A 26,692-nucleotide genomic window follows, 5' to 3' on the forward strand; every position below is an offset into this window, starting at 1 on the left:
GGAACTGCGCGACCAGCCCCCACGGACCGGCAGACAACTACGCAGCCTTGGCCTTCGTCGCGTACATATCCACGTACTCCTGCCCCGACAACCGCATGACCTCAGCCATCACAGAATCGGTCACAGCCCGCAAAACGTAACGGTCGCGGTCCATCCCCTCGTACCGCGAAAACTCCATCGCCTCACCAAAACGAACGGTGACCCGACCCGGCCGAGGAATACCCGCACCGCCCGGCTGCAACTTATCCGTGCCGATCATCGCGAACGGCACGACCGGCGCCCCGGTCATCAAAGTGAGGCGGGCGATCCCCGTACGCCCCCGGTACAGCCGCCCGTCGGGCGACCGCGTGCCCTCCGGGTAGATGCCGAAGACCTTGCCCTCCTCCAGGATCCGGCGCCCGGTCATCAGCGCGGCCACACCCCCGCTCGCACCGTCCCGGTCCACGGGGATCATGCCGACGCCGGTGAAGAACCAGGCCATCACCCGGCCCTTGAAGCCTTTGCCGGTGACGTACTCGTCCTTGCCGATGAAGAAGACCTGCCGGTCGCAGACCAGCGGCAGCACGATCGAGTCGATGAACGTGAGGTGGTTGCCGGCGAGGATGACCGGACCGTCGCCGGGGATGTGCTCCGCGCCCTCCACCCGTGGGCGGAACATCAGGCGCATGATCGGTCCGAGCACTGCCTTGATGAGCGCGAAGCGGGACAACGGGCCCTCCGGTGTCAAGGGATTCGGTATAAGTCTGTGCAGGTGAGGACGATACTCGCGGCCCCGGGGGTAGCGCACATCGGGAATGACGGGTTCACCGAGGTCTTACGCACTGTTGACCCAGGTTTACCTGCGGTGGCGCCCCGATGCGCGCCGGTAATCCGACCGGAACGATGTGACGGAGGTCGCGCCCGCCGGGGCCACGGCGCCTCAACCGTGTCAACCATCGCCTACCCGGAACCATGTACTCGATGCCGACGAACCGTCAGAAGCCCGAGCCCACGCGACATCAGGCGTCACCCCCGTGTTCCGACCCCGGTCTCCCGCTCGTCATGCGCACGCCCCTACGATCGGCCCGCATCAACGGGCCGAACGAGGGAGGGCGCTCATGGGGACGCAGGAGTCGAACGAGCATGCGCACGGGACCGGACGACGGGCGGTGCTCGGCGCGGCGGTGCTGGGCGCGGGCGGAGCGGTTCTCGGGCTGCCCGGTACGGCGAGAGCCGACGCACGCCACGGGGGCGGCGGTGTGAGGAGCCTGCCCGTACCGACGATCATCGGCCACCGGGGTGCCAGCGGCTACCGGCCGGAGCACACCTTCGGCGCATACGAGCTGGCCCTCGACATGGGCGCCCATGTCGTCGAGGCCGGCGACCTGGTGCCGACCAAGGACGGCCACATCGTCTGCCGTCACGAGCCCGAGATCGGCGGCACGACCGACGTCGCCGACCACCCCGAGTTCGCGAGCCGCAAGACCACCAAGGTCCTGGACGGCGTCTCCACCACCGGCTGGTTCACCGAGGACTTCACGCTCGCCGAGCTGAAGACCCTGCGCGCGATCGAGCGCATCCCGGCCAACCGCCCGCACAACACCCTCTACAACGGCCGCTGGGAGATCCCCACCTTCGAAGAGGTGCTCCGGTGGCAGGACGAGCAGACCCGCAAGCGCGGCAAGCAGGTCTGGATCTACCCCGAGACCAAGCACCCCACCTACTTCCGCAAGCTGGGCCTCGGCCTGGAGGAGCGGGTCGCCAAGCTGCTGCGCAAGTACGGCAAGGACCGGAAGAACTCGCCGGTCATCCTGCAGTCCTTCGAGCCGACCAGCATCCAGCGCCTGAACAAGCTCGTCGGCAACCCCCTCGCCGTGCTGCTGTCCGGCCCCACCACCCGCCCCTGGGACTTCGTCGAGGCCGGTGACCCGCGCACGGTCGCCGACCTGGTCAAGCCCGAGGGCCTGAAGTGGATCGCCTCCTACGCCAACGGCATCGGCCCCACCCTCGACCTGATCATCCCGAGGGACGCGAGCGGCAACATCACCAAGCCGACCACGCTGGTCAAGGACGCCCACGCGGCGGGCCTGATCCTGCACCCGTGGACGCTGCGCAACGAGAACCCCTTCCTGCCGGCGAACTTCCGCAAGGGCACCGACGCCGACGCGTACGGCGATGTCTTCGGCGCCTACAAGACCTACTTCGCCACCGGCATCGACGGCGTCTTCACCGACCAGCCGGACACCGGTCTGCTGGCCCGCGAGGACTTCGTCAACGGCTGAGCCCTCCACCCCGGTTGGGGTGACATCCGGCCGCCCGGGCAACCCGCAGCCCGGGCGGCCGCGTCGTGTCGCATATGACGTACGACCTGGTTACCGCACTGCGACCGCTGCTCACCGCCGAGGCCTCCGCGGAGGCACATGCCTCCGGAACCGAGCCCGGCGACCTGGAGCAGGCGGTCTGGCTCCGCCTCCTGGAGCACCTGGACGCGGAGGGCCCGCCGAGCGACCCCCAACGCTGGCTCCGCGAGGCCGTCCGGTCCGAGGTCCGCCGCGCCCGCCGTACGAACCGACACGAACGGCCGTACGACACCGAACCCGCCGACATCAGCGATCACGGCCCGGAACACCTCGCCCTCACCGCCGCCCGCCACCGCGCCCTGCGCGACGCCGTGCGCCGCCTCCCCGGCCGCTGCCCCCGCCTCCTGGAAGCCCTCCTGTCGCCGAAGGACCTCACATACCGGGAAATCGCGGGGGAGTTGGGTATGTCACAGGGCAGTCTTGGTCCGGAACGTTCCAGATGCCTGGGATGTCTGCGTCGATTGCTCACGCCGGAGGTTGCGGCCCGCGAAGCGCGGGGATAGGAACGAGGAACAACAGGCGACAGGTGAGCGGGAGGCGTGCACACATGGGCATGAGCGTGACCATCTCCGTGGCGGCCGAGCAGGATGCCGAGCAGATCTTCCGGCTGCAGTACCTCTGCTTCCAGAGCGAGGCGGCGCTGTACGGCAACTACCGCATCGACCCGCTGGTCCAGCCCCTGGACTCGGTCCGCGAGGAGGTCGCCAAGGACTGCGTCTTCGTCGCCCGCCTCGGCGACGAGGTGGTCGGCTCGGTCCGCGGCGCCCTCACCGACGACGGCGCCGCCGCCATCGGCAAGCTCTGCGTCCACCCCCGCCTCCAGGGCCACGGCATCGGCGCGAGGCTCCTGCGCGCAGCCGAATCCGCCCTCGCCGAACAACACGGCGCCAAGCGCTTCCGCCTCCACACCGGCCACCGCAGCGAGGGCAACCTGCGCCTCTACCGCAAGGTCGGCTACCAGACGGTGGGCACGTCAAAGGGCGAGGACGGCGTACCGATGATCGTCCTGGAGAAGTCGGCGGGTTCATATGCGGCAACTGCTTGACGAGCGCCGACACTGACGTCCCCCTAGGGGCGCGGGGAACTGCGCGACCAGCCACAGACGACGGAAAGCCGCCGACAATGATCAACCAGGCTGCTCGCTCCGCGCCCTCCGCAACCAGTAGATCGCGGACAAGGGCAGCAGCACAGGGATGAACAGATACCCCATGCCGTAGTCCGACCACACGGTCGCATCAGGAAACGCCGACGGATCGACCAACGTCCACGTACCGACCGTCAACACCCCCAAAAGCTCCGCGGCGCAGCACACCAACGCCGCCTTGCGGGCCGTCTCCCCACCCCGCACCAGCGAGTACGTGATGAAGCCGTACACGAGGCCCGCGACCGCGGACAGCGAGTACGCCAGCGGCGCATGGTCGAACTCCGTCGCGATCTGCACGGCCGAGCGGGACACGGCCCCGACGACCATCACGCCGTACAACCAGACCAGCAGCATCCCGGGCCCACTGATGAGCCGGATCCGCTTCTCCTCCACGGCCGTCACCTCAGCCTCCCCAGATGTCATAAAGCCGCACCTCAAGAACCGCCAGCACCACACCACCGGCCGCCACCGTCACGGAACCCCACCGCGTCCGCTCCGCCAGCGACATGAACCCCGCCGCCGGAATACACGCGAACGCACCCAGCAGATACGCGACGAAGATCGTCGTACCCTGCTCCGGTTCGTCGCCCTGCGCCAGCCGCACGATCCCGATCACCAACTGCACCAGGGCCAGTACCGTCACCACGGCCATGCCGATGAAGTGCCAGTCCTTGGTCGGCTGATCTCGGTACGCCGCCCACCCGCACCACGCGGCGAGCAACAGCGCGGCGACCCCGGTCACCAGCGTCAGGGCATCAAACATGCGGCGAGCCTATTACGGCCCAAAAGGCCTGATGCGGCCGCCCCCGGGGCGCACCGTAGGGTCGAGGGCATGAAGATCCGTGCACAAGCTCTCCTGTTCGACAACGACGGCACCCTCGTCTCCTCCCTCGCCTCCGTGGACCGCTGCTGGGCGCGCTGGGCCGAGGAGTACGGCATCACGGAGGAGTTCGGCAGGGTCGAGCTGCACGGACGCCCGGCCGTCGAGATAGTCGCGGAGCTGCTGCCCGCGCAGGTGGTGCCGGAGGCACTCGCGCGGATCGAGACGCTGGAGGTGGAGGACGTACCGAACGGGGGCGTGCACCTGCTGCCCGGCACGAAGGACTTCCTCGACTCGCTGCCCGCGGACCGCTGGGCTGTCGTCACCTCCGCGACCCGGCGGCTCGCCGAAGCCCGGCTCGACGCCGTCGGCATCCTCCCCAAGACCATGGTCACCGCCGACGACATCACACGCGGCAAGCCCGACCCCGAGCCCTACCTCCTCGCCGCGCGCGAACTGGGCGTCGACCCGGCGCACTGCGTCGTCTTCGAGGACGCCCCGGCCGGGCTCCAGTCGGGCCGCGCCGCCGGGATGACCACCGTGGCGTTGGCCACAACCCACCAGGCCCACGAGCTGGACGCCGATCTGGTGGTCACCGATCTGTCGGCCCTGTCCGCGCTGGTCAGCGCCGGGGGAGTGGAGATCTCCGTCCGCCGCTGACGCCTGTCCACCGCTGTCCACGATGCGGACAGCGGCGCTCGGTAAGGACCGTAGGTCTGGTTTACTGATCGCATGACCACGACGAGCTGCCGCACGTTTGCGACCGAGGCGACCATGACGCCCGGTGCTCGTTGTATGTGTCGAATGTGCGCCTTCTAGAGGGCCCCTGAACCACCCTGAGCCTCGCGCCCCGAAGCGAGCCGCCGTGGCATGTCCGTACGCCGTTTGCCGTACGTGACCCATTGCCCGCGCACATCTTCTCTCCCGTACCAGGGCACACCCACGCCCGCGTACTCGACAGTGACGGAATCCCAGTGATCACCACATCCGGCCTCACAAAGGTCTACCGCGGCCGCGGACGTGAGGTGACCGCCCTCGACGGCGTCGACCTGCATGTCCGCGAAGGCGAGGTGTACGGCGTCATCGGCCAGTCCGGCGCCGGCAAGTCCTCGCTGATCCGCTGCATCAACCTCCTGGAGCGCCCCACCGCCGGCACGGTCACCGTCGCCGGTCAGGACCTCACCGCGCTCGCCGGGCGCGGACCGCGTGCCGGCAAGGAACTGCGGCAGGCGCGCAGCCGTATCGGCATGGTGTTCCAGCACTTCAACCTGCTGTCCTCCCGGACGGTCCAGGACAACGTCGAGCTGCCGCTCGAAATCCTCGGCAGGTCCGGCGCGGAGCGCTCCCGCAAGGCGCTCGAGCTGCTGGACCTGGTGGGTCTGGCGGACAAGGCGAAGGCCTACCCCGCTCAGCTCTCCGGGGGGCAGAAGCAGCGCGTCGGTATCGCCCGCGCTCTGGCCGGCGACCCGAAGGTGCTGCTCTCCGACGAGGCCACCAGCGCCCTCGACCCGGAGACCACCCGCTCGATCCTCCAGCTGCTGCGCGACCTGAACCGCCAGCTGGGCCTGACCGTCCTGCTCATCACCCACGAGATGGACGTCGTGAAGTCGATCTGCGACTCGGCCGCGCTCATGGAGAAGGGCCGCATCGTCGAGTCCGGCACGGTGAGCGAACTGCTCGCGACCCCCGGCTCCGAACTGGCCTCCGCGCTCTTCCCGGTGGGCGGCGAGGCCACTGACGCCGACCGCACCGTCGTCGACGTCACCTTCCAGGGCGAGGCCGCCACCCAGCCGGTCATCTCCCAGCTCTCGCGCACCTACAACATCGACATCTCGATCCTCGGCGCCGCCATCGACACCGTCGGCGGCCTCCAGGTCGGCCGGATGCGCATCGAACTGCCCGGCCGCTACGAGGACAACGTCGTGCCGATCGGCTTCCTGCGCGAACAGGGCCTGCAGATAGACGTGTTGGGCCAGGAGCCCGTACTGCTCACGGAAGGTGCCAAGTGATGACCTGGTCCGAAATGCAGCCTCTGCTGGAGCAGGCCTGTTGGGACACCCTCTACATGGTCGGTTGGTCCACGCTCATCGCCGTCGTCGGCGGCCTCCCGCTCGGCGTCCTGCTCGTCCTCACCGACCGGGGCGGACTGCTCCAGAACGTCGTCGCCAACAGGGTGATCGGGCAGATCGTGAACGTCGCCCGCTCGATGCCGTTCATCATCCTGATGGTCGCGCTGATGGGCTTCACGCGCTCGATCACCGGCACGACCATCGGCCGCGAGGCCGCCATCGTGCCGCTCGCCATCGGCGCGATCCCCTTCTTCGCGCGCCTTGTTGAGACGGCTGTCCGCGAAGTGGACGGCGGGCTCGTCGAGGCCGTGCAGTCGATGGGCGGCAACACCTGGACGATCGTCCGCAAGGTCCTCGTACCCGAGTCGCTGCCCTCGCTGATCGCCAGCACCACGACCACGATCGTCGCCCTCATCGGCTACTCCGCGATGGCCGGCACGGTCGGCGCGGGCGGCCTCGGCGACATCGCCATCCGCTACGGCTACCAGCGCTTCGAGACCGAGCTGATGTGGCTCACCGTCGCGATCCTCGCCGTGGTCATCTCCCTCATCCAGTTCGCCGGCGACTACGCGGCCCGCTCCCTGCATCGCCGCGGGGGCACCTCGGGCCCCGCGCCCAAGCTTCGGCTGCTGAAGGCGTCCACGGCCACCAGCAAGACCGTCTGAGGTCTCCCCGCTACACCCACCACGATCTCCCCGTCACACCCATCACGGGGTTGCACCACCATCAGGAAAGGCACTTTTCGTGCGTAACACCGCCAAGATCACCACCGCCGTCCTCGCCGCCGGAGCCCTCACCCTCGGGCTCACCGCTTGCGGCTCGGACAAGGACTCCGCCGACGCCAACGCGCCGCTGACGGTCGCCGCCACGCCCACCCCGCAGGGCGAGATCCTCACCTACGTGAAGGACAACCTGGCGAAGAAGGCCGGCCTCGAACTGGAGGTCAAGGAGTTCACCGACTACGTGACTCCGGACACGGCCGTCCAGCAGGGCGAGGTCGACGCCAACTACTTCCAGCACCAGCCGTACCTGGACGACTTCAACAAGGAGAACGGCACCGACATCGTGGCCGTGCCCGACGCCACGGTGCACCTGGAGCCGCTCGGCGTGTACTCCCAGGGCGTCAAGAAGCTCACGGACCTGAAGAAGGGCGCCACGATCGCCCTGCCGAACGACACCACCAACGAAGCCCGCGCGCTGAAGCTGCTGGAGACCAACGGCGTCATCAAGCTCAAGGCGGGAGTCGGCTACGAGGCGACCCCCAAGGACATCGCCTCCAATCCCAAGAACCTCCAGTTCAAGGAGCTCGAGGCGGCCCAACTGCCGCGCTCCCTCAGCGATGTCGACGCCGCCGTGATCAACGGCAACTACGCCCTGGAGGCCGACCTCAGCCCGGCCGAGGACGCCCTTGTCGCCGAGTCGCCCAAGGACAACCCGTACGGCAACTTCCTCGCCGTGAAGAAGGGCGACGAGGACGACCCGCGCGTGCGGAAGCTGGCCGAGCTGCTCACCTCGCCCGAGGTGAAGAAGTTCATCGAGGACACGTACGACGGCGCGGTCGTCGCCGCCTTCTGACGGCGCGTACACGACGTTTCGCCACGCAGGGGGTCCGCACGCTCACTTGGTGTGGACCCCGTGGTGCGGTTCAGTGCTTTCATGCTGCATGCTGGGCAGTTCAGCAGGCCCTGCAGGTTTTCCGAAGGTTACGGAGCGGCGCATGACGAGCACCTTCCCCGACATCTCCATCAGCACGGAGCGGTTGGTGCTGCGCCCCTTCGAGGCGCCGGACATCGACTCCCTGGCCGAGATGATGAACGACGAGATGGTCACCGCCTGGACCTCGGCCCCGCACCCCTACACCCAGGCCCACGCACGTGCCTGGGTCACCGAACAGGCCCCCGCCGAGCGCACCGACGGCCGCGGGATCGTCTTCGCGGTCACCGAGTTCCTCACCCAGCGTCTCGTCGGCATCGTGCACCTGCGGAACACCGACTGGCGGGTGCGGGCCAGCGAGATCGCGTACGTCATCGCCCCCTGGGCACGCGGCGAGGGCTATGCCTCCGAGGCGGCCCTCGCCACCGCCCAGTGGCTGTTCCACGACCAGAAGTTCGAGCGGCTGGAACTGCGTACCGCCGCCGACAACACCGCCTCCCAGCAGGTCGCCCAGAAGATCGGGTGCATCAGCGAGGGCGTCCTGCGCAACGCCTGGATAGCCCGCAGCAGAACCGAGAACGGCGACTGGGCCGACGTACGCACCGATGTGATCGTGTGGAGCCTCCTGCCGGAGGACCTCGCGGGCGTCGGCGACGGCGGGTTCACCGAGCTCGCCGACTGGAACTGACCCCGCACGCGGCCACCACCCTCGCGGGTCTCCCGACGCCACCAGGTACTCTCACGGAGCCCGGGTACGGGCCACCCCCTGACGACCTGCGCAAACCCTCTGGAGACTGACGACGATGGCCGACCGGGTCACGGTGATCGGCTGGGACGGTTCGCCCCTGACCGCCGCGGCACGCGCGGCCCTGGGCGCCGCCACGCTGGTGGCCGGCGCCGCCCACCACCTCGCGCTCCCCGAAGTGCCGCACACCGCCGAGCGGATCCGCCTCGGCAGCGTCGCCCTCGCCGCCCGCCGCATCGCCCGGCACCGCGGCACCGCGGTGGTGCTCGCCGACGGGGACCCCGGCTTCTTCGGGGTCGTACGGACCCTGCGCGCGCCCGAGTTCGGCCTGGAGGTCGAGGTCGTCCCCGCCGTCTCCTCCGTGGCCACCGCCTTCGCCCGCGCCGGAATGCCCTGGGACGACGCCCACGTGGTCGTCGCCCACCGGCGCACCCTGCGACGCGCGGTGAACGTGTGCCGCGCCCACACCAAGGTCGCCGTCCTCACCTCACCCGGCGCCGGACCCGCCGAACTCGGCCTGCTCCTCGAAGGCGTCCACCGCACCTTCGTCATCTGCGAGGAACTGGGCACCGACCGCGAGCAGGTCACGATCCTCACCTCCGACAAGGCCGCCGACCACACGTGGCGAGACCCCAATGTGGTCATCGTCATCGGAGGAACCGCCGGCGGAGCCGAAGGCGGCTGGATCGCCGGACGCGAACCGGCCGCCGGGTCGCGCGGCTGGACCCTGCCCTCCGCGGCGTACGGCGGACTCATGGGCGAAGGCGAACTGGAACCGCTCCGCGCGGCCCAACTCGCCCGCCTCGGCCCGCGCGTCGGCGACCTCGTGTGGGACATCGGCTGCGGCAGCGGCGCCTTCGCCGTCGAGTCCGCCCGGGCCGGCGCCGCCGTCATCGCCGTGGACAGCGCGCCCGAGGCCTGCGCCCGCACCGAGTCCGCCGCCCGGCACCACGGCGTCCAGCTCCAGGTCGTGCACGGCAGCGCCCCGCACGTCCTGGAGAACCTGCCCGAGCCGGACGTCGTCCGGGTCGGCGGCGGGGGAGCGGCCGTGGTCTCCGCGGTCGCCGACCGCCGCCCGCAGCGCATCGTCACCCACGCGGCCACCCGCGACGCCGCCGAACTCGTCGGCCGCGACCTGACCGAACACGGCTACCGGGTCGAGTGCGCCCTGCTGCAGTCCGTCGAACTCGACACGCGGGCCTGGACGGAGCGGGAACGGAGCGTCGCGTTCCTGCTCAGCGGGGTCCTGCCGGAGCGCACGGGCTGATCCCGATCCCGTCCCCGTGATCCTGTTGTCGTACCGCGCGCGGTAGGCTGGCCGATCGTTGTACCGCACTCGGTCGCCCGGCGCTTCGTCGGTCAATGTCCGGAAAGGGCACCCGTTTTGGGGTGGCTGTGGTACGGCAGAACCGGAGGACGCGCAACGTGGCGCAGTCCACAGCGGTCTCGTCGCGGATCATGCTGTCGTGACGGGGGAACGGCCGCGACAATGCCAGTTAATGGCTTTGTCGTCATTTGTCGACGGGTCGTTCGTGCCGCTGGGCACGCACGCTCGTTCTTCACTGCGGGGGCGGTCGGTGCGCCGTCCCCGGTGAGCAGGTCGTAGAAGCACTAACCGATGGGCGAGGGGTACGCATGACCGACACCGGCCAGGTCCCGGGCGAGGGGCTGCCGGAGAGCGCAGGCATGGTGGAGCAGCCGGGCGCCCCCGCGCACGGTGCGTACACCTACCTCTCCGAGACCACCGCCGAGGACGAAGACCTGTTGCTGCTGCCGGGCGCCCAGGGCGCGTGGGGCAACGAGGTACCTCCGCCCGCCCCCGAGCCGGTCGTCGAGGCCGTCCATGAGCCGGGCCCGCACGAGACCGCCGGCCGCGACAGCGGCAACGTGGACCTCAGCGGCGTCCGCCTGCCCACGCAGACGCCGCCGTCCACCCCGGCGACGACTCACCGCCGCCCGCTGCACCTCGGCCCGCCGACCCCCGACCAGTCCGCCAGCCCGGTCCGCTCCCTCGCCGACCGCGGCCCCGCCGGCGCCCCCGCCGGCCGACCGGGCCCGTACCCGACCGGCCCCGAGTACCTCGACGTCCCGCAGCTGCGCGAGTCCGCCCCACAGGGCGCGTCCCCCTGGGGCGCCCCCGCACCGGGCACGGTCCAGGCCCCGGTGCACACCGAGGCACCCCCTGCGGAAACGGTTGTCCCGACAGCCGAGCCGGTGGGTATGGCTCACGTCGCTGTGGCGGCTCCGCGGACGGCGGAGGCGGAGCAGGGTGCGTACGGTGTGGAGGGCGCCGAGGCTGCGCCCGTCGCGGAGAGCCTGGAAGCCGCCGAGGGCGCCGAGGCGTCGTACGGCGGAGAGGCTGCGCCGGGTTCTGCTGGGGGGTACGGGGCGGACGGTGGTCCGGTCCCGACCGCTCCGGCGGTCTCGGCGGGTGCGGTGGGGCCGGAGGCCGGGCAGATGCCCGTGGACACCGCCGGCTCGATCGGTGAGGTGCCTGGGGGTTCGGCTCCCGAGGGCGGGGCGGCGCCGGATGGTGCGGCTGCGGCAGAGGGCGGTCAGGCTGCCGGAGCCGAGCCCGAGTTCGGCGCTGACGCCGGGCCGGTGGCCGAAGGCCTTTCGGCTCCGGATGCCGCGCAGTTGCCTGAAGGTGCTGCGGTTCCGAATGCGGGGCAGGTACCTGAAGGCCCTGCGGTGATGGATGCGGGGCAAGCGCCTGAGAACGCCGCGGGCCCGGATGCCGGGCAGTTGCCTGAGAACGCTGGGGTCTCGGATGCTGGGCAGTTGCCCGATGGCTCTGTCGTCCCGGACGCCGGACAGGTGGCCGAGGCTCCGTCCGCTCCGGAAGCGGATTCGTCGCCCGGCATGGGAGTTGCCCCGGATGCCGCTCAGGCCCCGACGACGGTGACAGCCCCGGACGCCGGGCTCCCCGAGGCCGGGCACCTCGCAGAAGCCGTCGCCTCTCAGGACGCCGGTCAGACCCCCGAGGTCGTACCCACCGCGGAAACAGCCGCACCGGAGCCCGCGCACGCTCCTGACCCGGCTGCACCGGAGTCGGCGTACGCTCCCGATCCGGCTGTACCGGAGCCCGCGCACGCCTCCGACCTGGCCGCCGTCACGATCACTCAGGCCCCCGACCCGGCCGCCCCCGCGACCACTCAGACCCCCGACCCGGCCGCACCAGAGCCCGCCCACGCCCCCGACCCGGCCACCCCCACAACCACGCACGCCCCCGACCCGGCCGCATCCGCACCCGAATCCGCGTCGGATGCTGACCCGGCCCTGTCCACTCCCGCGCCCCAGACCCCCGAATCCGCCATGCCCTTCCCGGCGGCACCGGAGGCGGCACAGCCCCTCCCGCCCGCCGACGCCGAGATCCTCGCGCAGGACCCGCACGAGCAGCCGCCGGCCGACGCACATCACACCCAGGGCCCGCAGCACGCGGCGCCGCACACGCCGATCGTCGCCGCGCAGCCGGAGACGCCGGACGCCGTGACGGCCGAGGCGCACGGTATGGCCGTAGGCACGCCGATGGATGACGCGGAGGTGCCTCAGCCGCTCGCCGCCGAGGACGTCGCCCCGGCCGAACTCGTCGTCGAACAGGCGCAGTTCGAGGAGGCCGCAGCCCCCGGTGAGCACGGCGATGTCACGGGCACCTTCCCGGCCGCCGGTGTGCCGGAGGAGCCGATGGGCCAGTTCGTCCCGGTCGAGGGGTCCGTGCCGACGACCCCGCACCTCGCGCCGACGCCCCCGGAGGCCCTGCAGTTCCCGGCGGACGACCACCAGGAATCCCCAGTCGTCGTCCCCGCTCCACGGGACGGCGATGCCGCGCCCGCGGCCGCGGAGCCCGACCCCGAACTCGTACAGCATGCGGAGGACCTGGACACCCGGGCCGCCGACCTTGAAGAAAGCACGGCCGTAGTGGCAGAAACACCAGAGTCCACCGGCCCGGCCGCACCCGCCTACGAAGACGCCGAACGCGAGGCCGTCCTCAAGGTCATGCGTGAACGCCGCGACATCCGCAACGGCTTCCGCAGCGACCCCATCCCGCACGAGGTCCTGCTCCGTGTCCTGGAGGCGGCGCACACCGCCCCGTCCGTGGGCCACTCACAGCCCTGGGACTTCGTCGTCATCCGCTCCGCCGACACCCGGCGCACGATGCACGAGCTGGCCATGCGCCAGCGCGACGCCTACGCCAAGTCGCTGCCCAAGGGCCGGGCGAAGCAGTTCAAGGAACTGAAGATCGAGGCCATCCTCGACACCCCGGTGAACATCGTCGTCACCGCCGACCCGACCCGCGGCGGCCGGCACACGCTCGGCCGCCACACCCAGCCGCAGATGGCGCCGTACTCCTCCGCGCTCGCGGTCGAGAACCTCTGGCTCGCCGCCCGCGCCGAGGGCCTCGGCGTCGGCTGGGTCAGCTTCTTCGACGAGCGCGAGATGGTCCGCACCCTCGGCCTGCCCGAGCACCTCGAAGTCGTCGCCTACCTCTGCGTGGGCTACGTCGACGAGTTCCCGGAGGAGCCCGAGCTGCTGCAGGCGGGCTGGTCCAAGCGCCGCCCGCTGTCCTGGGTCGTGCACGAGGAGACGTACGGCCGCCGCGCCCTGCCCGGCGAGGACCCGCACGACCTCCTCGCCGAGACCGTCTCCCAGATCCGCCCGCTCGACGCCAAGGCGCTCGGCGAGGCCTGGGAGCGGCAGAAGCGGATGACGAAGCCGCCCGGCTCGCTCGGCATGCTGGAGATCATCTCCGCGCAGCTCTCCGGCCTGTCCCGCCAGTGCCCGCCGCCGATCCCGGAGCCCGCCGCGGTCGCGATCTTCGCGGGCGACCACGGTGTGCACGCGCAAGGAGTCACTCCCTGGCCCCAGGAGGTGACGGCCCAGATGGTCGCCAACTTCCTCGGCGGCGGCGCGGTCTGCAACGCCTTCGCCGGCCAGGTGGGCGCCGAGGTCTGCGTCGTGGACGTGGGCGTGGCAGCCGACCTCCCCGCCACGCCGGGCCTGCTGCCGCGCAAGGTCCGCGCCGGTACGTCCGACATGACGACCGGCCCCGCGATGACCCGCGAGGAGGCCAAGCAGGCCATCGAGGTCGGCATCGAGACGGCCCGCGACCTGGTGGCGGCCGGCAACAAGGCGCTCCTCACCGGCGAGATGGGCATCGCGAACACGACCGCGTCCGCCGCCCTGATCTCGGTCTTCACCGACACGGACCCCGCCGAGGTCACCGGCCGCGGCACCGGCATCAACGACGAGACCCTGGCCCGCAAGACCGAGGTCGTCCGCCGCGCCATCGACGTCCACCAGCCGGACCCGGCCGACCCCATCGGCGTACTCGCCGCGATCGGCGGCTTCGAGCACGCGGCGATCGTGGGCCTGCTGCTGGGCGGCGCGTCCCTCCGCACGCCGGTCATCCTCGACGGCGTCAGCGCCGGCGCCGCCGCCCTGGTCGCCCGCGCCATCGCCCCCGAGGTCCTGGCCGCCTGCATCGCCGGCCACCGCAGCGCCGAACCCGGCCACGTCGCCGCGCTGAACAAGCTGGGCCTCCGTCCCCTGGTCGACCTCGACCTCCGCCTCGGCGAGGGCACAGGCGCACTCCTGGCCCTGCCACTGGTCCAGAGCACGGCGAGGGCGATGCACGAGGTGGCGACGTTCGACTCGGCGGGGGTAACTGAGAAGTAGGCCGCGCGGCTGTGGGCAGTCGTTCCGCTGGGGCGGAACGGGTGGGCACAGCCGCCCACGGACCCGCACCTTCGGGGGTCCGGGGGCAGAGCCCCCGGTTTCGGGAAGGGGCGGGCTTGGGGAAGGAAACCCCACCCACCCAAGCCACCCACCGAGCCCGCGCCTTAAAATCCGCACGTCAGGGCCGCTTCAACGCCGCAGCACGCCCGCCGAACCACCGCCTGTTCGAGGAGCCGCACCCTCATGGCCGAACACCCCGCCTACCCCGTAGGCCTCCGCCTCACCGGCCGCCGGGTCGTCGTCCTCGGCGGCGGCCAGGTCGCCCAGCGCCGCCTCCCGGCACTCATCGCGGCGGGCGCCGACATCGTGCTCGTATCACCCGAGGCGACCCCGTCGGTGGAAGCCATGGCAGACGCGGGCGAGATCACCTGGCACAAGCGCCCGTACGCCGAAGGCGACCTCGCCGACGCCTGGTACGCCCTCATCGCCACCAGCGACCACAAGGCGAACCACCTCGCCTCGTCCGAAGCCGAACGCCACCGTGTCTGGTGCGTACGCTCCGACGACGCCGACGCGGCCACCGCCTGGACCCCCGCCACCGGCCACAGCGAGGGCGTCACGGTCGCCGTCCTCACGACGGAGGCGCGCGGCCGCGACCCCCGCCACACCGCCGCCATCCGCGACGCGGTCGTCGAGGGCCTCCGCGACGGCACCCTCGTCGCCCCCCACCACCGCACCCGCACCCCCGGCGTCGCCCTGGTCGGCGGCGGCCCCGGCGACCCGGACCTGATCACGGTCCGCGGACGCCGCCTGCTCGCCGAGGCCGACGTGGTCATCACCGACCACCTGGGCCCGCGTGACCTGCTCGCGGAGCTCCCCCCGAGCGTCGAGGTGATCGACGCGGCGAAGCTGCCGTACGGCCGGTTCATGGCTCAGGAGGTCATCAACAACGCGCTGATCGAGCATGCCAAGGCGGGCAAGTCGGTCGTACGTCTCAAGGGCGGCGACCCCTTCGTCTACGGCCGCGGCATGGAGGAGGTCCAGGCGCTGGCCGAGGCCGGCGTCCCGTGCACGGTCGTGCCCGGGATCTCCAGCTCGATCTCGGTCCCGGGCGCCGCCGGCATCCCGGTCACCCACCGCGGTGTCGCCCACGAGTTCACCGTGGTCAGCGGTCACATCGCCCCCGACGACGAGCGCTCCCTGGTCGACTGGCCGTCCGTCGCCCGGCTCACCGGCACGCTGGTGATCCTCATGGGCGTCGCCACGATCGGGAAGGTCGCCGAGACGCTCATCGCCCACGGCAAGTCCCCGGACACGCCCGTCGCCCTGATCCAGGAGGGCACGACGGCAGGCCAGCGCCGGGTCGACGCGACCCTCGCGACGGCCGGCGAGACGGTGCTCACCCACGAGGTGAAGCCGCCGGCGGTGATCGTCATCGGCGAGGTGGTCAAGGTAGGCCCGCACCCGCCCGCGTAACCCGGGGTAACAGAACCCGTCCCGAGCCGTTGGCACCGCACGCACGACAAGGCAGTATCACCCTGTGGCCGATCTCATCACCGTCCAGGATCCCGACGACCCGCGCCTGCACGACTACACGGGCCTGACCGACGTAGAGCTGCGCCGGAAGCGCGAGCCCGCCGAGGGCCTGTTCATCGCCGAGGGCGAGAAGGTCATCCGGCGGGCGAAGGACACGGGCTACGAGATGCGTTCGATGCTGCTGTCCGCCAAGTGGGTCGACGTCATGCGCGACGTCATCGACGAACTCCCCGCACCCGTCTACGCGGTCAGCCCGGAACTCGCCGAGCAGGTCACCGGGTACCACGTGCACCGCGGCGCGCTCGCCTCCATGCAGCGCAAGCCGCTGCCCGTGGCGGCCGAACTCCTGCAGACCGCACGCCGGGTGGTGGTCATGGAGTCCGTCAACGACCACACCAACATCGGCGCGATCTTCCGCTCAGCCGCGGCCCTCGGCATGGACGCGGTGCTGCTCTCCCCGGACTGCGCGGACCCGCTGTACCGCCGCAGCGTGAAGGTCTCGATGGGCGCCGTCTTCTCGGTGCCGTACGCCCGCCTGGACACCTGGCCCAGGGGCCTGGAATCGGTCCGCGAGGCCGGCTTCACCCTCCTTGCCCTCACCCCGGACGAGAAGGCCAAGACCCTCGACGAGGCCGCGCCGCACCGGATGGACCGGGTGGCCCTGATGCTCGGCGCCGAGGGCGACGGCCTGTCCACCCAGGCCCTGGTCGCCGCCGACGAATGGGTCCGCATCCCCATGTCCCACGACGTCGACTCCCTCAACGTGGGAGCGGCGGCCGCGGTCGCCTTCTACGCCGTGGCGAGCGGCCGTCCTCAGCTCTAAGGCGTGTCCGAAACCTGCCGCCCGTCCAACGACGGGTCATGCGGTGGTACGTCCACCCGCTCCTGCTGTCGTACGACGTCCCCTTCGCCGCCGAGCCCACGCGAGGGCCCCTGACAGCCCTGGGCCGCTGCGATGCCGAGCGCGACCAGCAGGGTCACGACGACGAACACGAACAGCCGCTGTCGCAGCAGCCGCGGATTGGCGGGCCGCAGCCCGGTGCCGCCCGTGGTCCGGGGAGCGGGACGACCGTTGCCACCGCGTGGGGTCGGCCTGCTGCCGTTGCCCGAGCGCGTCGAGTTCCGTGCGGGGGTGGTCCGTGGGGTGCCCTGCCGGGGAGTCGACGTACCGCTGCCGCGCGAGCCATTGGCGCCGCGCGGAGTGCCGGTGCCCCGCTGCGGAGTTCCGTTCCGCGACGGCGGCGCCGTGTCCCGCCCGGTGGCGGAGCCGCGCGACCCGGCGACGGGTCCCCGAGGCGCGGGCGGACCGCTCTGCGCGCCCGGCGCCGGTCCCGGCTGGCCCTGAGGGCGCCGCTGGAGACCGCGCTCCGGGTAGGTGTCGGCGAGCCGCCCGGTGGGCCGGTCCGCCTCCCCGGTGCGGGGCGCGGGCGGACGCGCCTCGGCGATCCCCTGTGCCTCGCGGGCCGCGATCTCCTTCAGGCGGAGCGACAGCTGGAGAGTGCTGGGGCGCTCCTCGGGGTCCTTCGCCAGACAGGCCCGCACGAGCGGGGCCAGCGCGTCGGGAACGCCGCGCAACTGCGCCTCCTCGTGCACCACCCGGTACAGCATCACTTCGGAACTGCCGTGACCGAAGGGCGAGTCGCCCATCGAGGCGTACGCCAGCGTCGCGCCGAGGGAGAACACGTCCGTGGCCGGCGTCACCGCGGCGCCCCGCACCTGCTCGGGGGCGAGGAAGCCGGGCGAGCCGACGGCCGTGCCGACGTGGGTGAGGGTGGAGGCGCCGGTCGCCCAAGCGATGCCGAAGTCGATGATCCGCGGCCCCTTCGGGGACAGCAGGATGTTGGACGGCTTGAGGTCCCGGTGTACGACCCCGGCCTCGTGCACGGCGACCAGCCCCTCCGACAGGGCGGCCCCGACGGCGGCGACATCGGCCGCGACCAGCGGCCCCTCGCCGGCGACCTTGTCGTGCAGGGACGGGCCCGGCACGTACTGCGTGGCGAACCACGGCCGTTCGGCGTCGAGATCCGCCGCGACCAGCCGTGCGGTGCAGCCGCCCCGGATCCGCCGGGCCGCCGAGACCTCGCGCGCGAACCGCGACCGGAACTCCTGGTCCTCCGCCAGATCGGGCCGGATGACCTTGAGCGCGACCCGCTGCCCCTTCTTGTCGGAGCCCAGGTAGACCACGCCCATCCCACCCGCGCCGAGCCGTCTGTGAAGCCTGAATGAGCCGACGACGCGCGGGTCCTCGCGCCTCAGGCGCATCATCGCCATGTTCATCCCCGCTGCCCGGTCCCTGTGACGTGGCACAGCTTACGTTTCCACGGCCGCCCGCGCGCAGAGGCCGCGCCCTCTCGGCCCGATGGATTGTCAGTGCCGGGTGGGAGACTTGAAGGGTGGTCAGGGAGCGTGCGAGCAGGCGGACTTCGGGTGCGCGCGGATCCCAACGACCCGTCACAGAAGGGGGATTGAACCCGTGAAGGGTGATCGCGTGGAGATAGTCGTGGACGCCGGGGACACGACGCGCACGTACGAGGTGGTGGCAAGCAGGGCGGGCCGCAGGGTGGAGACGGCGGTGCGCCGAGGTGTCGTGGAAGTGAGCGAAGTCACCCGAAGCGGGTCCGTGGTGCGCACGGCCCGTTTCATGGCGAACCGGGTCCTGGCGCTGGTCGAGCAGCCGATACCGCGGGAGGACAGCTCGGAAAAGTCAGGACACAGCGGGCACCCCCTCCGGGAAGACCCCGAGACGTAGAACCCCGTCTCCACCCAGGGGAGTACTCCGCGGGGAACCGCTCATCCTCCGGGAGGCCCGGCAATCGGTACGAGGGCATGACGCCCCCGGCTCGCCGCGCCCCTAGATTTGAAGTCAAGCGGCGGGTGCAGCACTCGTCCCCCGAGGTCAGACACCCGCCGCTGCCAACGACAACAGAGTTCGGTCAGGAGAGGGACCATGGCCCAGACGGCACCGCGGACGATGATCCGCACACAGGGACGCAGGGCGTACAGCGCCGCGTTCCACCCGCGCCGCCAGGGCCGCCGCCACCCCTTGGTGGCAACGGCGATGGCCCTTCCCCTGGCGGTCCTGCTCCTGCTCGTCTTCGACGGCTGGGAGACAGTGGCCACACAAGCGTCGTCCGTGGGTGTGGTGCTGGGGCGCTGAGCGGCGACCCCAGGCCCGGAAGAGCGGTCCGGGCGGGGACATCCACCCATGAAACCCCGTGGGGACGGGGGTGCGGCGGACGGCACAAATGCCGGCGCAGCTGGGGAGCTGCGCCGGCATTGCTGTTTTTGCGCCTAAACCGGCGCCGCTCTCGCGGACGTGGTGCTCGCCGTCGTGGTTCCTCAATTGATGGTTGCGGTGCGAGGGGCGATGCGGCTGACGCCGGTGCTCGCGTGGCCGGGTGGCGCTCACCAGGCAGGCGGCGGGCTGCCGTCCCGCCAAGCTGCGGGCATGCGTGCCGCCTGGGGCGGCACGGGTGGGCGCAGGCGGCAACCCGTCAGCGCCGGGCTGCGCGACCCACCTCTCCCCAGCCACCGCGCCGGGCTGCGTCACCCACCCCGCACCACGCCGGGCACCCCACCGACATGGCCGAGGAACACCCACGCACCGGCCCCGCAAGACCCCCGCCGCCCACCTCTCCGTACCCTCGCCACCAGACCCATCCGCACACCAAGGGGCCACGTGACCGCCAACCCCCTCCTCCCCGCGCTCACCGCAAAGGCAAGGGCCACCGCCCACGCCCGCACCCCCGCCTGCCCCTGCGGAGCCCCCGTCACCCTCGCCGACCGCCCCGACGCCACAGTCGTCCGCCACGAGGACACCGTCGCCAAGGCGCACGCCCCCGACGCCACCCCCACCGACCTCGCCCCCCGCCTCACCGCCGCCACCCACCTCCCGGACGTCCTCCTCCCTCCCCTCACACCGACCCCGGTCACGCTCCACGGCCGCATCGTGACGTTCTGGCCGTACGGCACCCCCGTAGACCCGGAAAACCCCGACACCGCCCCCTGGGAAGCCGCCGCCACCCTCCTGGCCCGCCTCCACAGGACCCCCGCGCCCCACGCCCTGCCCCCCATGCGCGGCCCCGCCAAGGCAGCCCACGCCGTCGCCCGCCTCCGCGCCCTCGCCCCGCACCCGGCCGTCTCCCCGGTCCTCCGAGCGTGGACCGCCCTCCCCGCCTGGGCCCGCGCCGAGACCCCCATGCCGGACACCAGCACCCTCTGCCACGGCGACTTCCACCTCGGCCAACTCGTCCGCCACCCCGCCCCGGACGGCCCGTGGCGACTCATCGACGTCGACGACCTCGGCACCGGCACACCCGCCTGGGACCTCGCCCGCCCCGCGTCCTGGTACGCCTGCGGCATGCTCACACCCGACGAATGGGCCCGCTTCCTGTCCGCCTACCGCGCAGCCGACGGCCCCGCCGTCCCCGCCGAAGGCGACCCCTGGCCGGCCCTGGACGTCCCCGCCCGCGCCCTCACCGTCCAAACCGCCGCCCGCACGATCACCAAGGCGGCAGCCGCGGACCGCCCGCTGGACGAGATCGAGCAGTCACTCGTAGACGCCTGCGACCGAATGAGTTCCGCCCCACCGGAGTTGAGCCCACACCCGGCGAAGTAGTGTGCAACCGACCGCAGCCGGACAGAGTCTGTCCTGGCGAAACGCGAAGCAGGACCGACCGGCGAGGAGTTGAGCCGACATGCAGTGTCCGAAGTGCCATGCGCCGATGCACACGTACAACCGCAACGGCGTCCAGATCGAGCAGTGCAGCGGCTGCCGCGGGATCTTTCTCGACTACGGCGAGCTGGAGGCGCTGTCCCGCGTCGAGTCCCAGTGGGCCCAGCCCGCCCCGCCACCCCCGGCCGCCCCGCAGGCGTACCCCGCCCCGCAGGCACCGGCCTGGGGCGCCCCGCACGGCGGCGGCCACCACGGCGGTCACTACGGCCACAAGCGGCACAAGAGCTTCGGCCACATGCTGTTCTCCAGCTGACCGGACCACCACGAAGCCCCCGGCCGTACGAGACGGCCGGGGGCTTAGGTGTGTGGACGATACTGGGATTGAACCAGTGACCTCTTCCGTGTCAGGGAAGCGCTCTCCCGCTGAGCTAATCGTCCCCGGGACCGTGACCCGAAGGTCACGAGCTGTGCGTGCGCGATACTGGGATTGAACCAGTGACCTCTTCCGTGTCAGGGAAGCGCTCTCCCGCTGAGCTAATCGCGCGAGACGGATCTTGCCGATGGAACAGCAGATCCAGTGGACGATACTGGGATTGAACCAGTGACCTCTTCCGTGTCAGGGAAGCGCTCTCCCGCTGAGCTAATCGTCCTTGGAGGTGGAGACGGGATTTGAACCCGTGTAGACGGCTTTGCAGGCCGTTGCCTCGCCTCTCGGCCACTCCACCAGGAGTGTAGGGGATCCGGGTGGACCCCCTGTTCCTTCGAGCGGACGACGAGGCTCGAACTCGCGACCTCAACCTTGGCAAGGTTGCGCTCTACCAACTGAGCTACGTCCGCTTGTCGTTTCGTACCGCTCCCGCGGCCCGGCGACGAGTTGAACTCTAGCGGATTCCGGGGCCAGTACAAAAACGCGTTTGTGCAGCGTGCTGCGCTGCACCCGGTTGCCGACCTGGCCGGGGCAGCCGAGGCGACATGGCCAGGTCACCTGCCTGACACCCGCCATAGACTCGACTGCGTGTCCGACCTGCCTCCTCTCGCGCGTTTCGGTGACCGCGTCGCCACCGGTCTCCTCGATGTCACCAGGGACCCCGCGGCCCTCGACTCCACCGGTTTCTGGGCTGTCTGCGCGGACTTCGAGGGCCGGCTGACCTGCGCCCGCTTCGCCGACGTACGACAGGAGCCCGTGCCCGCACCGGTGCCGGGCCGGTGGCACGGACCGGCGACCGGTGACTGGACGTCGTCCCTCGACCGCGCCGCGTACATGGCAGGCGTACGGCGTGTCCGAGAGCACATCGCGGCCGGCGAGGTCTACCAGGCGAACCTCTGCCGGGTGCTCTCCGCACCGATTCCGCCCGACGCCGACGTGGACGCGCTCACCGCGCTGCTGGCCCGCGGCAACCCGGCACCGTACGCGGGGACGATCCGGCTGCCCGCCCACGGGGTGGAGATAGCCACGGCCTCGCCGGAACTCTTCCTGCGCCGGGACGGCCGGGTCGTCGAGTCCGGGCCGATCAAGGGCACCGGACGCACCGAGGCGGACCTGCTGGAGAAGGACTACGCCGAGAACGTGATGATCGTGGATCTGGTGCGCAACGACCTCGGGCGTGTCTGCGGCACCGGCAGCGTGACCGTCCCCGACCTGTGCGCCGTCGAGAAGCACCCCGGCCTGGTTCATCTCGTCTCCACCGTCCGCGGCGAACTGCGCCCCGGCGCCGGGTGGCCGGAACTGCTCGCCGCCACGTTCCCTCCCGGCTCGGTCACCGGAGCGCCCAAGTCGAGTGCCCTGAGGATCATCGAAGCGCTGGAGACGGCGCCCAGGGGGCCGTACTGCGGTGGCATCGGCTGGGTCGACGCCGACCGTGGGACAGGGGAGCTGGCCGTCGGTATCCGTACCTTCTGGATCGACCGGACGGAGGGCGTCCTGCGCTTCGGCACGGGCGCCGGCATCACCTGGGGGTCCGACCCGGAGGGGGAGTGGCGGGAGACCGAGCTGAAGGCGTCCCGGCTGCTCGCGGTAGCGTCGGGAACGTACGAGGACAGTGGAGCGGGAGTCTGACGCGCCGGGCCCGGCCGACCAGACACGTGCGCATGGTTGCGAGGTAGAACCAGTGAAGCTTTGGCTCGACGGCGGGCTGCAGGACATCGAGGCTGCCCGCGTCTCCGTCTTCGACCACGGGCTGACCGTGGGAGACGGCATCTTCGAGACGGTGAAGGCGGTCGACGGGAAGCCGTTCGCGCTCACCCGCCATCTCGACCGGCTGACCCGCTCCGCCCGCGGCCTGGGTCTGCCCGAACCGGACCACGACGAGGTACGACGCGCCTGCGCCGCCGTCCTCGAGGCCAACCCGATGCCGCTCGGCCGGCTGCGCATCACCTACACAGGCGGCCACGGCCCGCTCGGCTCCGACCGCGGCGAGCACGGCCCGACCCTGGTGGTCGCCCTCGGCGAGACCAGCCGGCGCCCCGACTCCACGGCGGTCGTCACCGTGCCGTGGACCCGCAACGAGCGCGGCGCACTCACCGGCCTGAAGACGACCTCGTACGCCGAGAACGTCGTCGCCCTCGCGCGCGCACGCCAACAGGGCGCCTCCGAGGCGCTGTTCGCCAACACGGTCGGCCAACTCTGCGAAGGCACCGGGTCGAACGTCTTCGTGGTCCTGGACGGCGAGATCCACACCCCGCCGCTCGCCTCCGGCTGCCTCGCGGGCATCACCCGCGCGTTGACGATCGAGTGGACCGGGGCGAAGGAGACCGACCTGCCGCTGGACGTCCTGGAACGGGCCGACGAGGTCTTCCTGACGTCCACGCTGCGGGACGTCCAGGCCCTGCACCGGGTCGACGACCGCCTCCTGCCGGGCGCGCCCGGTCCGGTGACCGCGAAGGCGATGCGGATCTTCGACGAGCGGTCCCGGGCCGACATTGATCCGCTCGGAAATTGAGAGCGCCTGGTCCGCCCCGACGGGTAGAACTGCCCTGATGACCACGACCCTGCGGCCGACCGAGCCGCTTCAGCACCAGGCGAACGGGACGCGTTCACGCCGCTACCAGGTGTGCGTGAACAGCCGTCCCGTGGGCCGGATACACCTCGGCACCTCTCCCTCCTTCGGCGACACGGTGGCCCGCATCCTGGACCTGCGCATCGAGGAGCCGGACCGGCGCCGCGGCCGGGCGACAGTGGCCGCACTCGCCGCGGAGGAGGTGGCGCGCGGCTGGGGCTGCAGGCAGATCGAGACGGGCGTCCCCGCCGAGGCCGGTGCTGCGCTGCGGCTCTTCCAGGCGCTCGGTTACGTCCTGCGCAACCGCGGAATGGAGAAGCAACTCGGCGACACACCACCCGAACTGCCCGCCGGCAGCCGCGCGCGCTCCATGACGCAGTCCGAGTTCGAGTCCTGGCACGAGTACGAGGCCGAGCAGTACGCGCGCATGTGGATCGAGCGGGGTGTGCCCGAGGCCGAGGCGTACGCCAAGTCGCAGCGCGATCACGAGACGCTCCTGCCACAGGGCCTGACCACCGAGAACATGCTGTTCAGCGTGTTGGAGGACAAGGGTGTGCGCGTGGGCACCCTGTGGCTGGCCCTTCGGGACGACAAGGCGTTCGTCTTCGACGTCGAGGCCGACGCGGCCCATCGCGGACGCGGACACGGCCGTACGCTGATGCTGCTGGCGGAGAGCCAGGCGATCGCCGCCGGGCGACGCGCCCTCGAGCTCAACGTGCACGCGGGCAACACCCCGGCGGAGCGGCTGTATGAGTCACTCGGCTACGAGACGACGTTGTACGCCCTCGCCAAGCCCTTGTTGTAAGCCCCAGGCTTAGGCCCTCTCAGGCCCCTCGGGCTTCTCGGCGAGCAGCCGGTCCGCGATCTCCTCGATGCGCTCGCGCAGCCCTTCCTGGCTCTTCCCGCCGTCCAGCCGCTCGCCGCCGATGACATACGTCGGCGTGCCGGTCACGCCGATCGCCTTGCCCTCGGCCTGGTCGGCGTCGACGATCAGGATGTGCCGGCCGTCGATCAGAGCGGTGTCGAACTCCTCGGCGTCAAGACCGAGTTCGCGCGCGACCTCGACCAGGAAGGGTTCTCCCTTACGGTCCAGCTCCTCGACCCTGGCCAGGACCGCCTCGACGTACGGCCAGCCCTGCCCCTGCTCCAACGCCTCCTCGGCGGCCTGCGCGGCGGCGAAGGCGTGCTTGTGCTTCTCCAGCGGGAAGTGCCGCAACCGCAGCTCCAGCCGGTCACCGTAGCGGGCCCGCAGGGCCCGGAGATCGTCCAGCGCGCCACGGCAGTCCGGGCACTGCAGCTCGCACCACACGTCGAGAACGGGTGTGGCGGGGGAGGAGGAGTCGCTCATGGTCACAGTCTCCCAGCCCCGGCCCGGACGACCCAATCGGCCTCCGGGTCGTACGCCACCGTCCGGCACCTTCGGAGGAGGCGACCCGGAGATGTCCCTGATGTCCGCCCGGACCATGGCCCGCCGGGGGCCGGACGGTGCAGGATGGAAGGGACGAAGTGCCCGACCGAGCCCTGCCTGGAGGACCGGATGATTGCCGAGACCGTCTGTTCCGCCGTCGCCGCGGCAGGCCTGGGCATCGCGGCGGTCACGGCGTACCGCAAGCGTTTCCTCACGGCCGCCCGTATTGCGGCCTACTCCCTCGTCCCGCTCGGCCTGGTGATGACAGGGGTCGTCGACTGGGTCGCCGACACCGCGTTCAGCCCGGTGGCGTGGGCGGGCTTCGGCGTGCTCGGCGCGTCCTGGCTGCTGTTCGCGAGCACCCGCGCGGTGGAGCGCCGTCGCGGCGGCACCCGCAAGGAGCGCAAGGCCGCCGCCCGGTCCGCACAGGGCGAGGCGGTGGCGCCGGCGGCCTCGGCGCCCTCTCTGGGCCCGGCCTCGCGCTCGAAGACGCCTTCCGCGACCGCACCCCGCGCCGACAAGGCGGACGACTTCAGCGACATCGAGGCCATCCTCAAGAAGCACGGCATATGACGGCGGCCTGGCGACTGAAACGACACAGTCGACCGGCGCGCAGCCAGAAATGATCACGGCCTGACCCCGCCGTCACGGAATTCGGCGAACTCCCGTACATTGCGGGCGTGTTGATCGCGCCGGGGCCATCACCTGCGACATCATCGCCGCGAGATGCTGGACACGACACAGAGCGAGGCCGCGCCGCCGCAGGATGAGCCGCGCGGATGCCTCTTCGCCCTTTCCCAGCCACCGCTGATGATCTTCCTTGCGGTGATCGGGTGTCTACTGCTCATGGCCGCGTTGCACGACCTGCTGTTGCTGTGAGCCGTACCCGTGGTCCCCGGCGCCACCCGCCGGGGCCACGTCGGCATCGATGTCCGACCCATGAGTGATCGATCCGGCCAGGCGGTCGGGTCGGGCGTGATCGCCCAGCCCTCAGCCCGCCGCTTCTTTCCTTCGCGCCCGGTACGCGGCGACATGCAGACGGTTCCCGCAGGTGCGGCTGTCGCAGTACCGGCGCGAGCGGTTCCTGGAGAGGTCGACGAAGGCGTGCCGGCAGTCGGGCGCCTCGCACCGCCGCAGCCGCTCCTGCTCCCCGGCCACCACGAAGAACGCCAGCGCCATCCCGCAGTCCGCCGCCAGGTGATCGGCGACGGAGGCGCCGGGCGCGAAGTAGTGCACGTGCCAGTCGTAGCCGTCGTGGTCGGTGAGCCGGGGCGTCGTGCCGGCGGCTGCGACCAGATCGTTGATCAGCCCGGCCGCGGCCCGAGGGTCCGGTGCGGCGAAGATCCCCGCGAACCGGCTGCGGATCTTCCGCACCGCCGACAGGTCGAACTCCGAGAGCACCCCGACATCACTGATTTCGTGGTTTCGTACGAAATCCTCGAGAGCCGCGACATCCGCCAGCCCGTCCGGCGTCGCGTCGTCCTCCGGTGCGGTGTTCACCAGATCCACCACGGTGTCCAGCGCACACCGGGTGTCGTGGGTGATCAGCACGTTTCGCTCCCTGGCCTGGGGGGTCGGGCCGATGCCCGCCGATGCTGGCCGATGGTAATGGCTGACCGGCCCTCGCCGAA

27 protein-coding genes and 5 tRNA genes are annotated in these 26,692 nt (G+C 71.3%); 21 read left to right on the top strand and 11 right to left on the bottom strand.

Going from position 1 to position 26,692, the window contains the following annotated elements:
- Positions 1 to 37: 37 nt before the first annotated feature.
- Positions 38 to 709: a lysophospholipid acyltransferase family protein gene (locus AB0I98_RS32790; protein WP_362948349.1), complete on the bottom strand. Its 672-nt coding sequence runs from the start codon at positions 707 to 709 to the stop codon at positions 38 to 40.
- A gap of 388 nt (positions 710 to 1,097) precedes the next feature.
- On the opposite strand from AB0I98_RS32790, the gene AB0I98_RS32795 reads away from it, so the two are divergent.
- The 3 genes from AB0I98_RS32795 (at position 1,098) to AB0I98_RS32805 (ending at position 3,384) form a co-directional block, all read left to right on the top strand.
- Entirely contained in the window at positions 1,098 to 2,261 is a 1,164-nt protein-coding gene (locus AB0I98_RS32795) for a glycerophosphodiester phosphodiesterase (RefSeq protein ID WP_362948298.1), read from the top strand.
- Positions 2,262 to 2,335: 74 nt separating this feature from the next.
- Positions 2,336 to 2,842 carry a sigma-70 family RNA polymerase sigma factor gene (locus AB0I98_RS32800; protein WP_362948300.1) on the top strand — a complete coding sequence of 169 codons (507 nt, stop codon included), beginning with the start codon at positions 2,336 to 2,338 and terminating at the stop codon, positions 2,840 to 2,842.
- A gap of 44 nt (positions 2,843 to 2,886) precedes the next feature.
- Positions 2,887 to 3,384, top strand: coding sequence for a GNAT family N-acetyltransferase (locus AB0I98_RS32805; RefSeq protein WP_362948302.1), 498 nt, complete (start codon positions 2,887 to 2,889; stop codon positions 3,382 to 3,384).
- An 81-nt stretch (positions 3,385 to 3,465) separates the two neighbouring features.
- Here AB0I98_RS32805 and AB0I98_RS32810 read toward each other — a convergent pair whose 3' ends face one another.
- Complete coding sequence (locus AB0I98_RS32810; protein ID WP_362948303.1) at positions 3,466 to 3,906, bottom strand: hypothetical protein; 441 nt, start codon at positions 3,904 to 3,906, stop codon at positions 3,466 to 3,468.
- Positions 3,887 to 4,246 (bottom strand): hypothetical protein, encoded by a 360-nt coding sequence (locus AB0I98_RS32815; RefSeq protein ID WP_362948305.1) that lies wholly within the window; start codon positions 4,244 to 4,246, stop codon positions 3,887 to 3,889. Before AB0I98_RS32815 ends, AB0I98_RS32810 begins: the two co-directional genes overlap by 20 nt.
- Positions 4,247 to 4,315: 69 nt before the next feature.
- On the opposite strand from AB0I98_RS32815, the gene AB0I98_RS32820 reads away from it, so the two are divergent.
- The 9 genes from AB0I98_RS32820 (at position 4,316) to AB0I98_RS32860 (ending at position 16,805) form a co-directional block, all read left to right on the top strand.
- Positions 4,316 to 4,963: an HAD family hydrolase gene (locus tag AB0I98_RS32820; RefSeq protein ID WP_362948307.1), complete on the top strand. Its 648-nt coding sequence runs from the start codon at positions 4,316 to 4,318 to the stop codon at positions 4,961 to 4,963.
- A 314-nt stretch (positions 4,964 to 5,277) separates the two neighbouring features.
- Positions 5,278 to 6,312 (top strand): ATP-binding cassette domain-containing protein, encoded by a 1,035-nt coding sequence (locus AB0I98_RS32825; RefSeq protein ID WP_362948309.1) that lies wholly within the window; start codon positions 5,278 to 5,280, stop codon positions 6,310 to 6,312.
- The gene (locus AB0I98_RS32830) at positions 6,312 to 7,037 is read left to right on the top strand and encodes a methionine ABC transporter permease (RefSeq protein ID WP_362948311.1); all 726 of its coding nucleotides are present in this window, start codon (positions 6,312 to 6,314) and stop codon (positions 7,035 to 7,037) included. Before AB0I98_RS32825 ends, AB0I98_RS32830 begins: the two co-directional genes overlap by 1 nt.
- A gap of 79 nt (positions 7,038 to 7,116) precedes the next feature.
- Positions 7,117 to 7,947, top strand: a complete 831-nt coding sequence (locus AB0I98_RS32835) for a MetQ/NlpA family ABC transporter substrate-binding protein (RefSeq protein ID WP_362948312.1) — start codon at positions 7,117 to 7,119, stop codon at positions 7,945 to 7,947.
- A 142-nt stretch (positions 7,948 to 8,089) separates the two neighbouring features.
- The gene (locus AB0I98_RS32840) at positions 8,090 to 8,713 is read left to right on the top strand and encodes a GNAT family N-acetyltransferase (RefSeq protein ID WP_362948314.1); all 624 of its coding nucleotides are present in this window, start codon (positions 8,090 to 8,092) and stop codon (positions 8,711 to 8,713) included.
- A 115-nt stretch (positions 8,714 to 8,828) separates the two neighbouring features.
- Positions 8,829 to 10,037 carry a precorrin-6y C5,15-methyltransferase (decarboxylating) subunit CbiE gene (gene cbiE / locus AB0I98_RS32845; RefSeq protein WP_362948315.1) on the top strand — a complete coding sequence of 403 codons (1,209 nt, stop codon included), beginning with the start codon at positions 8,829 to 8,831 and terminating at the stop codon, positions 10,035 to 10,037.
- A gap of 368 nt (positions 10,038 to 10,405) precedes the next feature.
- Complete coding sequence (gene cobT, locus AB0I98_RS32850; RefSeq protein WP_362948316.1) at positions 10,406 to 14,446, top strand: nicotinate-nucleotide--dimethylbenzimidazole phosphoribosyltransferase; 4,041 nt, start codon at positions 10,406 to 10,408, stop codon at positions 14,444 to 14,446.
- A gap of 243 nt (positions 14,447 to 14,689) precedes the next feature.
- Positions 14,690 to 15,922: a uroporphyrinogen-III C-methyltransferase gene (cobA, locus tag AB0I98_RS32855; protein WP_362948318.1), complete on the top strand. Its 1,233-nt coding sequence runs from the start codon at positions 14,690 to 14,692 to the stop codon at positions 15,920 to 15,922.
- Between the two features lie 64 nt (positions 15,923 to 15,986).
- Complete coding sequence (locus tag AB0I98_RS32860; protein WP_362948319.1) at positions 15,987 to 16,805, top strand: RNA methyltransferase; 819 nt, start codon at positions 15,987 to 15,989, stop codon at positions 16,803 to 16,805.
- On the opposite strand, the gene AB0I98_RS32865 is transcribed toward AB0I98_RS32860, so the two are convergent.
- Complete coding sequence (locus tag AB0I98_RS32865; protein ID WP_362948351.1) at positions 16,802 to 18,259, bottom strand: protein kinase; 1,458 nt, start codon at positions 18,257 to 18,259, stop codon at positions 16,802 to 16,804. The two genes, AB0I98_RS32860 and AB0I98_RS32865, sit on opposite strands and share 4 nt — an antisense overlap.
- Positions 18,260 to 18,455: 196 nt before the next feature.
- Here AB0I98_RS32865 and AB0I98_RS32870 point away from each other — a divergent pair, with 196 nt between their 5' ends.
- From AB0I98_RS32870 to AB0I98_RS32885, 4 genes are all read left to right on the top strand, one after another.
- A complete protein-coding gene (locus tag AB0I98_RS32870) occupies positions 18,456 to 18,731 on the top strand; it encodes a hypothetical protein (protein ID WP_301978390.1) in 276 nt (91 codons plus the stop codon).
- Positions 18,732 to 18,929: 198 nt separating this feature from the next.
- Positions 18,930 to 19,139 (top strand): hypothetical protein, encoded by a 210-nt coding sequence (locus AB0I98_RS32875; protein WP_362948321.1) that lies wholly within the window; start codon positions 18,930 to 18,932, stop codon positions 19,137 to 19,139.
- 522 nt (positions 19,140 to 19,661) lie between these two features.
- Complete coding sequence (locus tag AB0I98_RS32880) at positions 19,662 to 20,600, top strand: aminoglycoside phosphotransferase family protein (RefSeq protein ID WP_362948322.1); 939 nt, start codon at positions 19,662 to 19,664, stop codon at positions 20,598 to 20,600.
- Positions 20,601 to 20,679: 79 nt separating this feature from the next.
- Complete coding sequence (locus AB0I98_RS32885; RefSeq protein ID WP_362948323.1) at positions 20,680 to 20,970, top strand: zf-TFIIB domain-containing protein; 291 nt, start codon at positions 20,680 to 20,682, stop codon at positions 20,968 to 20,970.
- Positions 20,971 to 21,023: 53 nt separating this feature from the next.
- Here AB0I98_RS32885 and AB0I98_RS32890 read toward each other — a convergent pair.
- The 5 genes from AB0I98_RS32890 to AB0I98_RS32910 form a co-directional block, all read right to left on the bottom strand.
- Positions 21,024 to 21,095, bottom strand: a tRNA-Val gene (locus AB0I98_RS32890).
- A gap of 34 nt (positions 21,096 to 21,129) precedes the next feature.
- Positions 21,130 to 21,201: transfer RNA gene (locus AB0I98_RS32895), tRNA-Val, on the bottom strand.
- A gap of 34 nt (positions 21,202 to 21,235) precedes the next feature.
- A tRNA-Val gene (locus tag AB0I98_RS32900) sits at positions 21,236 to 21,307 on the bottom strand.
- 1 nt (position 21,308) lies between these two features.
- Positions 21,309 to 21,382 (bottom strand) — tRNA-Cys (locus AB0I98_RS32905).
- Between the two features lie 39 nt (positions 21,383 to 21,421).
- A tRNA-Gly gene (locus tag AB0I98_RS32910) sits at positions 21,422 to 21,494 on the bottom strand.
- A gap of 178 nt (positions 21,495 to 21,672) precedes the next feature.
- Between AB0I98_RS32910 and AB0I98_RS32915 the strand changes: the two genes are divergently transcribed.
- From AB0I98_RS32915 to AB0I98_RS32925, 3 genes are read left to right on the top strand one after another with little or no spacing between them, the layout of a single operon-like run.
- Positions 21,673 to 22,713 carry a chorismate-binding protein gene (locus AB0I98_RS32915; protein ID WP_362948324.1) on the top strand — a complete coding sequence of 347 codons (1,041 nt, stop codon included), beginning with the start codon at positions 21,673 to 21,675 and terminating at the stop codon, positions 22,711 to 22,713.
- 52 nt (positions 22,714 to 22,765) lie between these two features.
- Complete coding sequence (locus tag AB0I98_RS32920) at positions 22,766 to 23,596, top strand: aminodeoxychorismate lyase (RefSeq protein WP_362948326.1); 831 nt, start codon at positions 22,766 to 22,768, stop codon at positions 23,594 to 23,596.
- Between the two features lie 37 nt (positions 23,597 to 23,633).
- Positions 23,634 to 24,458, top strand: coding sequence for a GNAT family N-acetyltransferase (locus AB0I98_RS32925; protein WP_362948328.1), 825 nt, complete (start codon positions 23,634 to 23,636; stop codon positions 24,456 to 24,458).
- 9 nt (positions 24,459 to 24,467) lie between these two features.
- On the opposite strand, the gene AB0I98_RS32930 is transcribed toward AB0I98_RS32925, so the two are convergent.
- Positions 24,468 to 25,001 carry a DsbA family protein gene (locus AB0I98_RS32930; RefSeq protein ID WP_362948329.1) on the bottom strand — a complete coding sequence of 178 codons (534 nt, stop codon included), beginning with the start codon at positions 24,999 to 25,001 and terminating at the stop codon, positions 24,468 to 24,470.
- Positions 25,002 to 25,190: 189 nt separating this feature from the next.
- Here AB0I98_RS32930 and AB0I98_RS32935 point away from each other — a divergent pair, with 189 nt between their 5' ends.
- Together AB0I98_RS32935 and AB0I98_RS32940 are read left to right on the top strand one after the other, a co-directional pair.
- Positions 25,191 to 25,634 (top strand): hypothetical protein, encoded by a 444-nt coding sequence (locus AB0I98_RS32935; RefSeq protein WP_362948331.1) that lies wholly within the window; start codon positions 25,191 to 25,193, stop codon positions 25,632 to 25,634.
- A 153-nt stretch (positions 25,635 to 25,787) separates the two neighbouring features.
- Complete coding sequence (locus AB0I98_RS32940; protein ID WP_004002639.1) at positions 25,788 to 25,940, top strand: hypothetical protein; 153 nt, start codon at positions 25,788 to 25,790, stop codon at positions 25,938 to 25,940.
- Positions 25,941 to 26,051: 111 nt separating this feature from the next.
- Here the strand turns inward: AB0I98_RS32940 and AB0I98_RS32945 are convergent, their stop codons facing one another.
- Complete coding sequence (locus tag AB0I98_RS32945) at positions 26,052 to 26,612, bottom strand: CGNR zinc finger domain-containing protein (protein WP_362948333.1); 561 nt, start codon at positions 26,610 to 26,612, stop codon at positions 26,052 to 26,054.
- Positions 26,613 to 26,692 lie beyond the last annotated feature (80 nt).

Origin of the sequence: Streptomyces sp. NPDC050211 (assembly GCF_040656035.1) — a bacterium.
Lineage (GTDB): Bacteria > Actinomycetota > Actinomycetes > Streptomycetales > Streptomycetaceae > Streptomyces.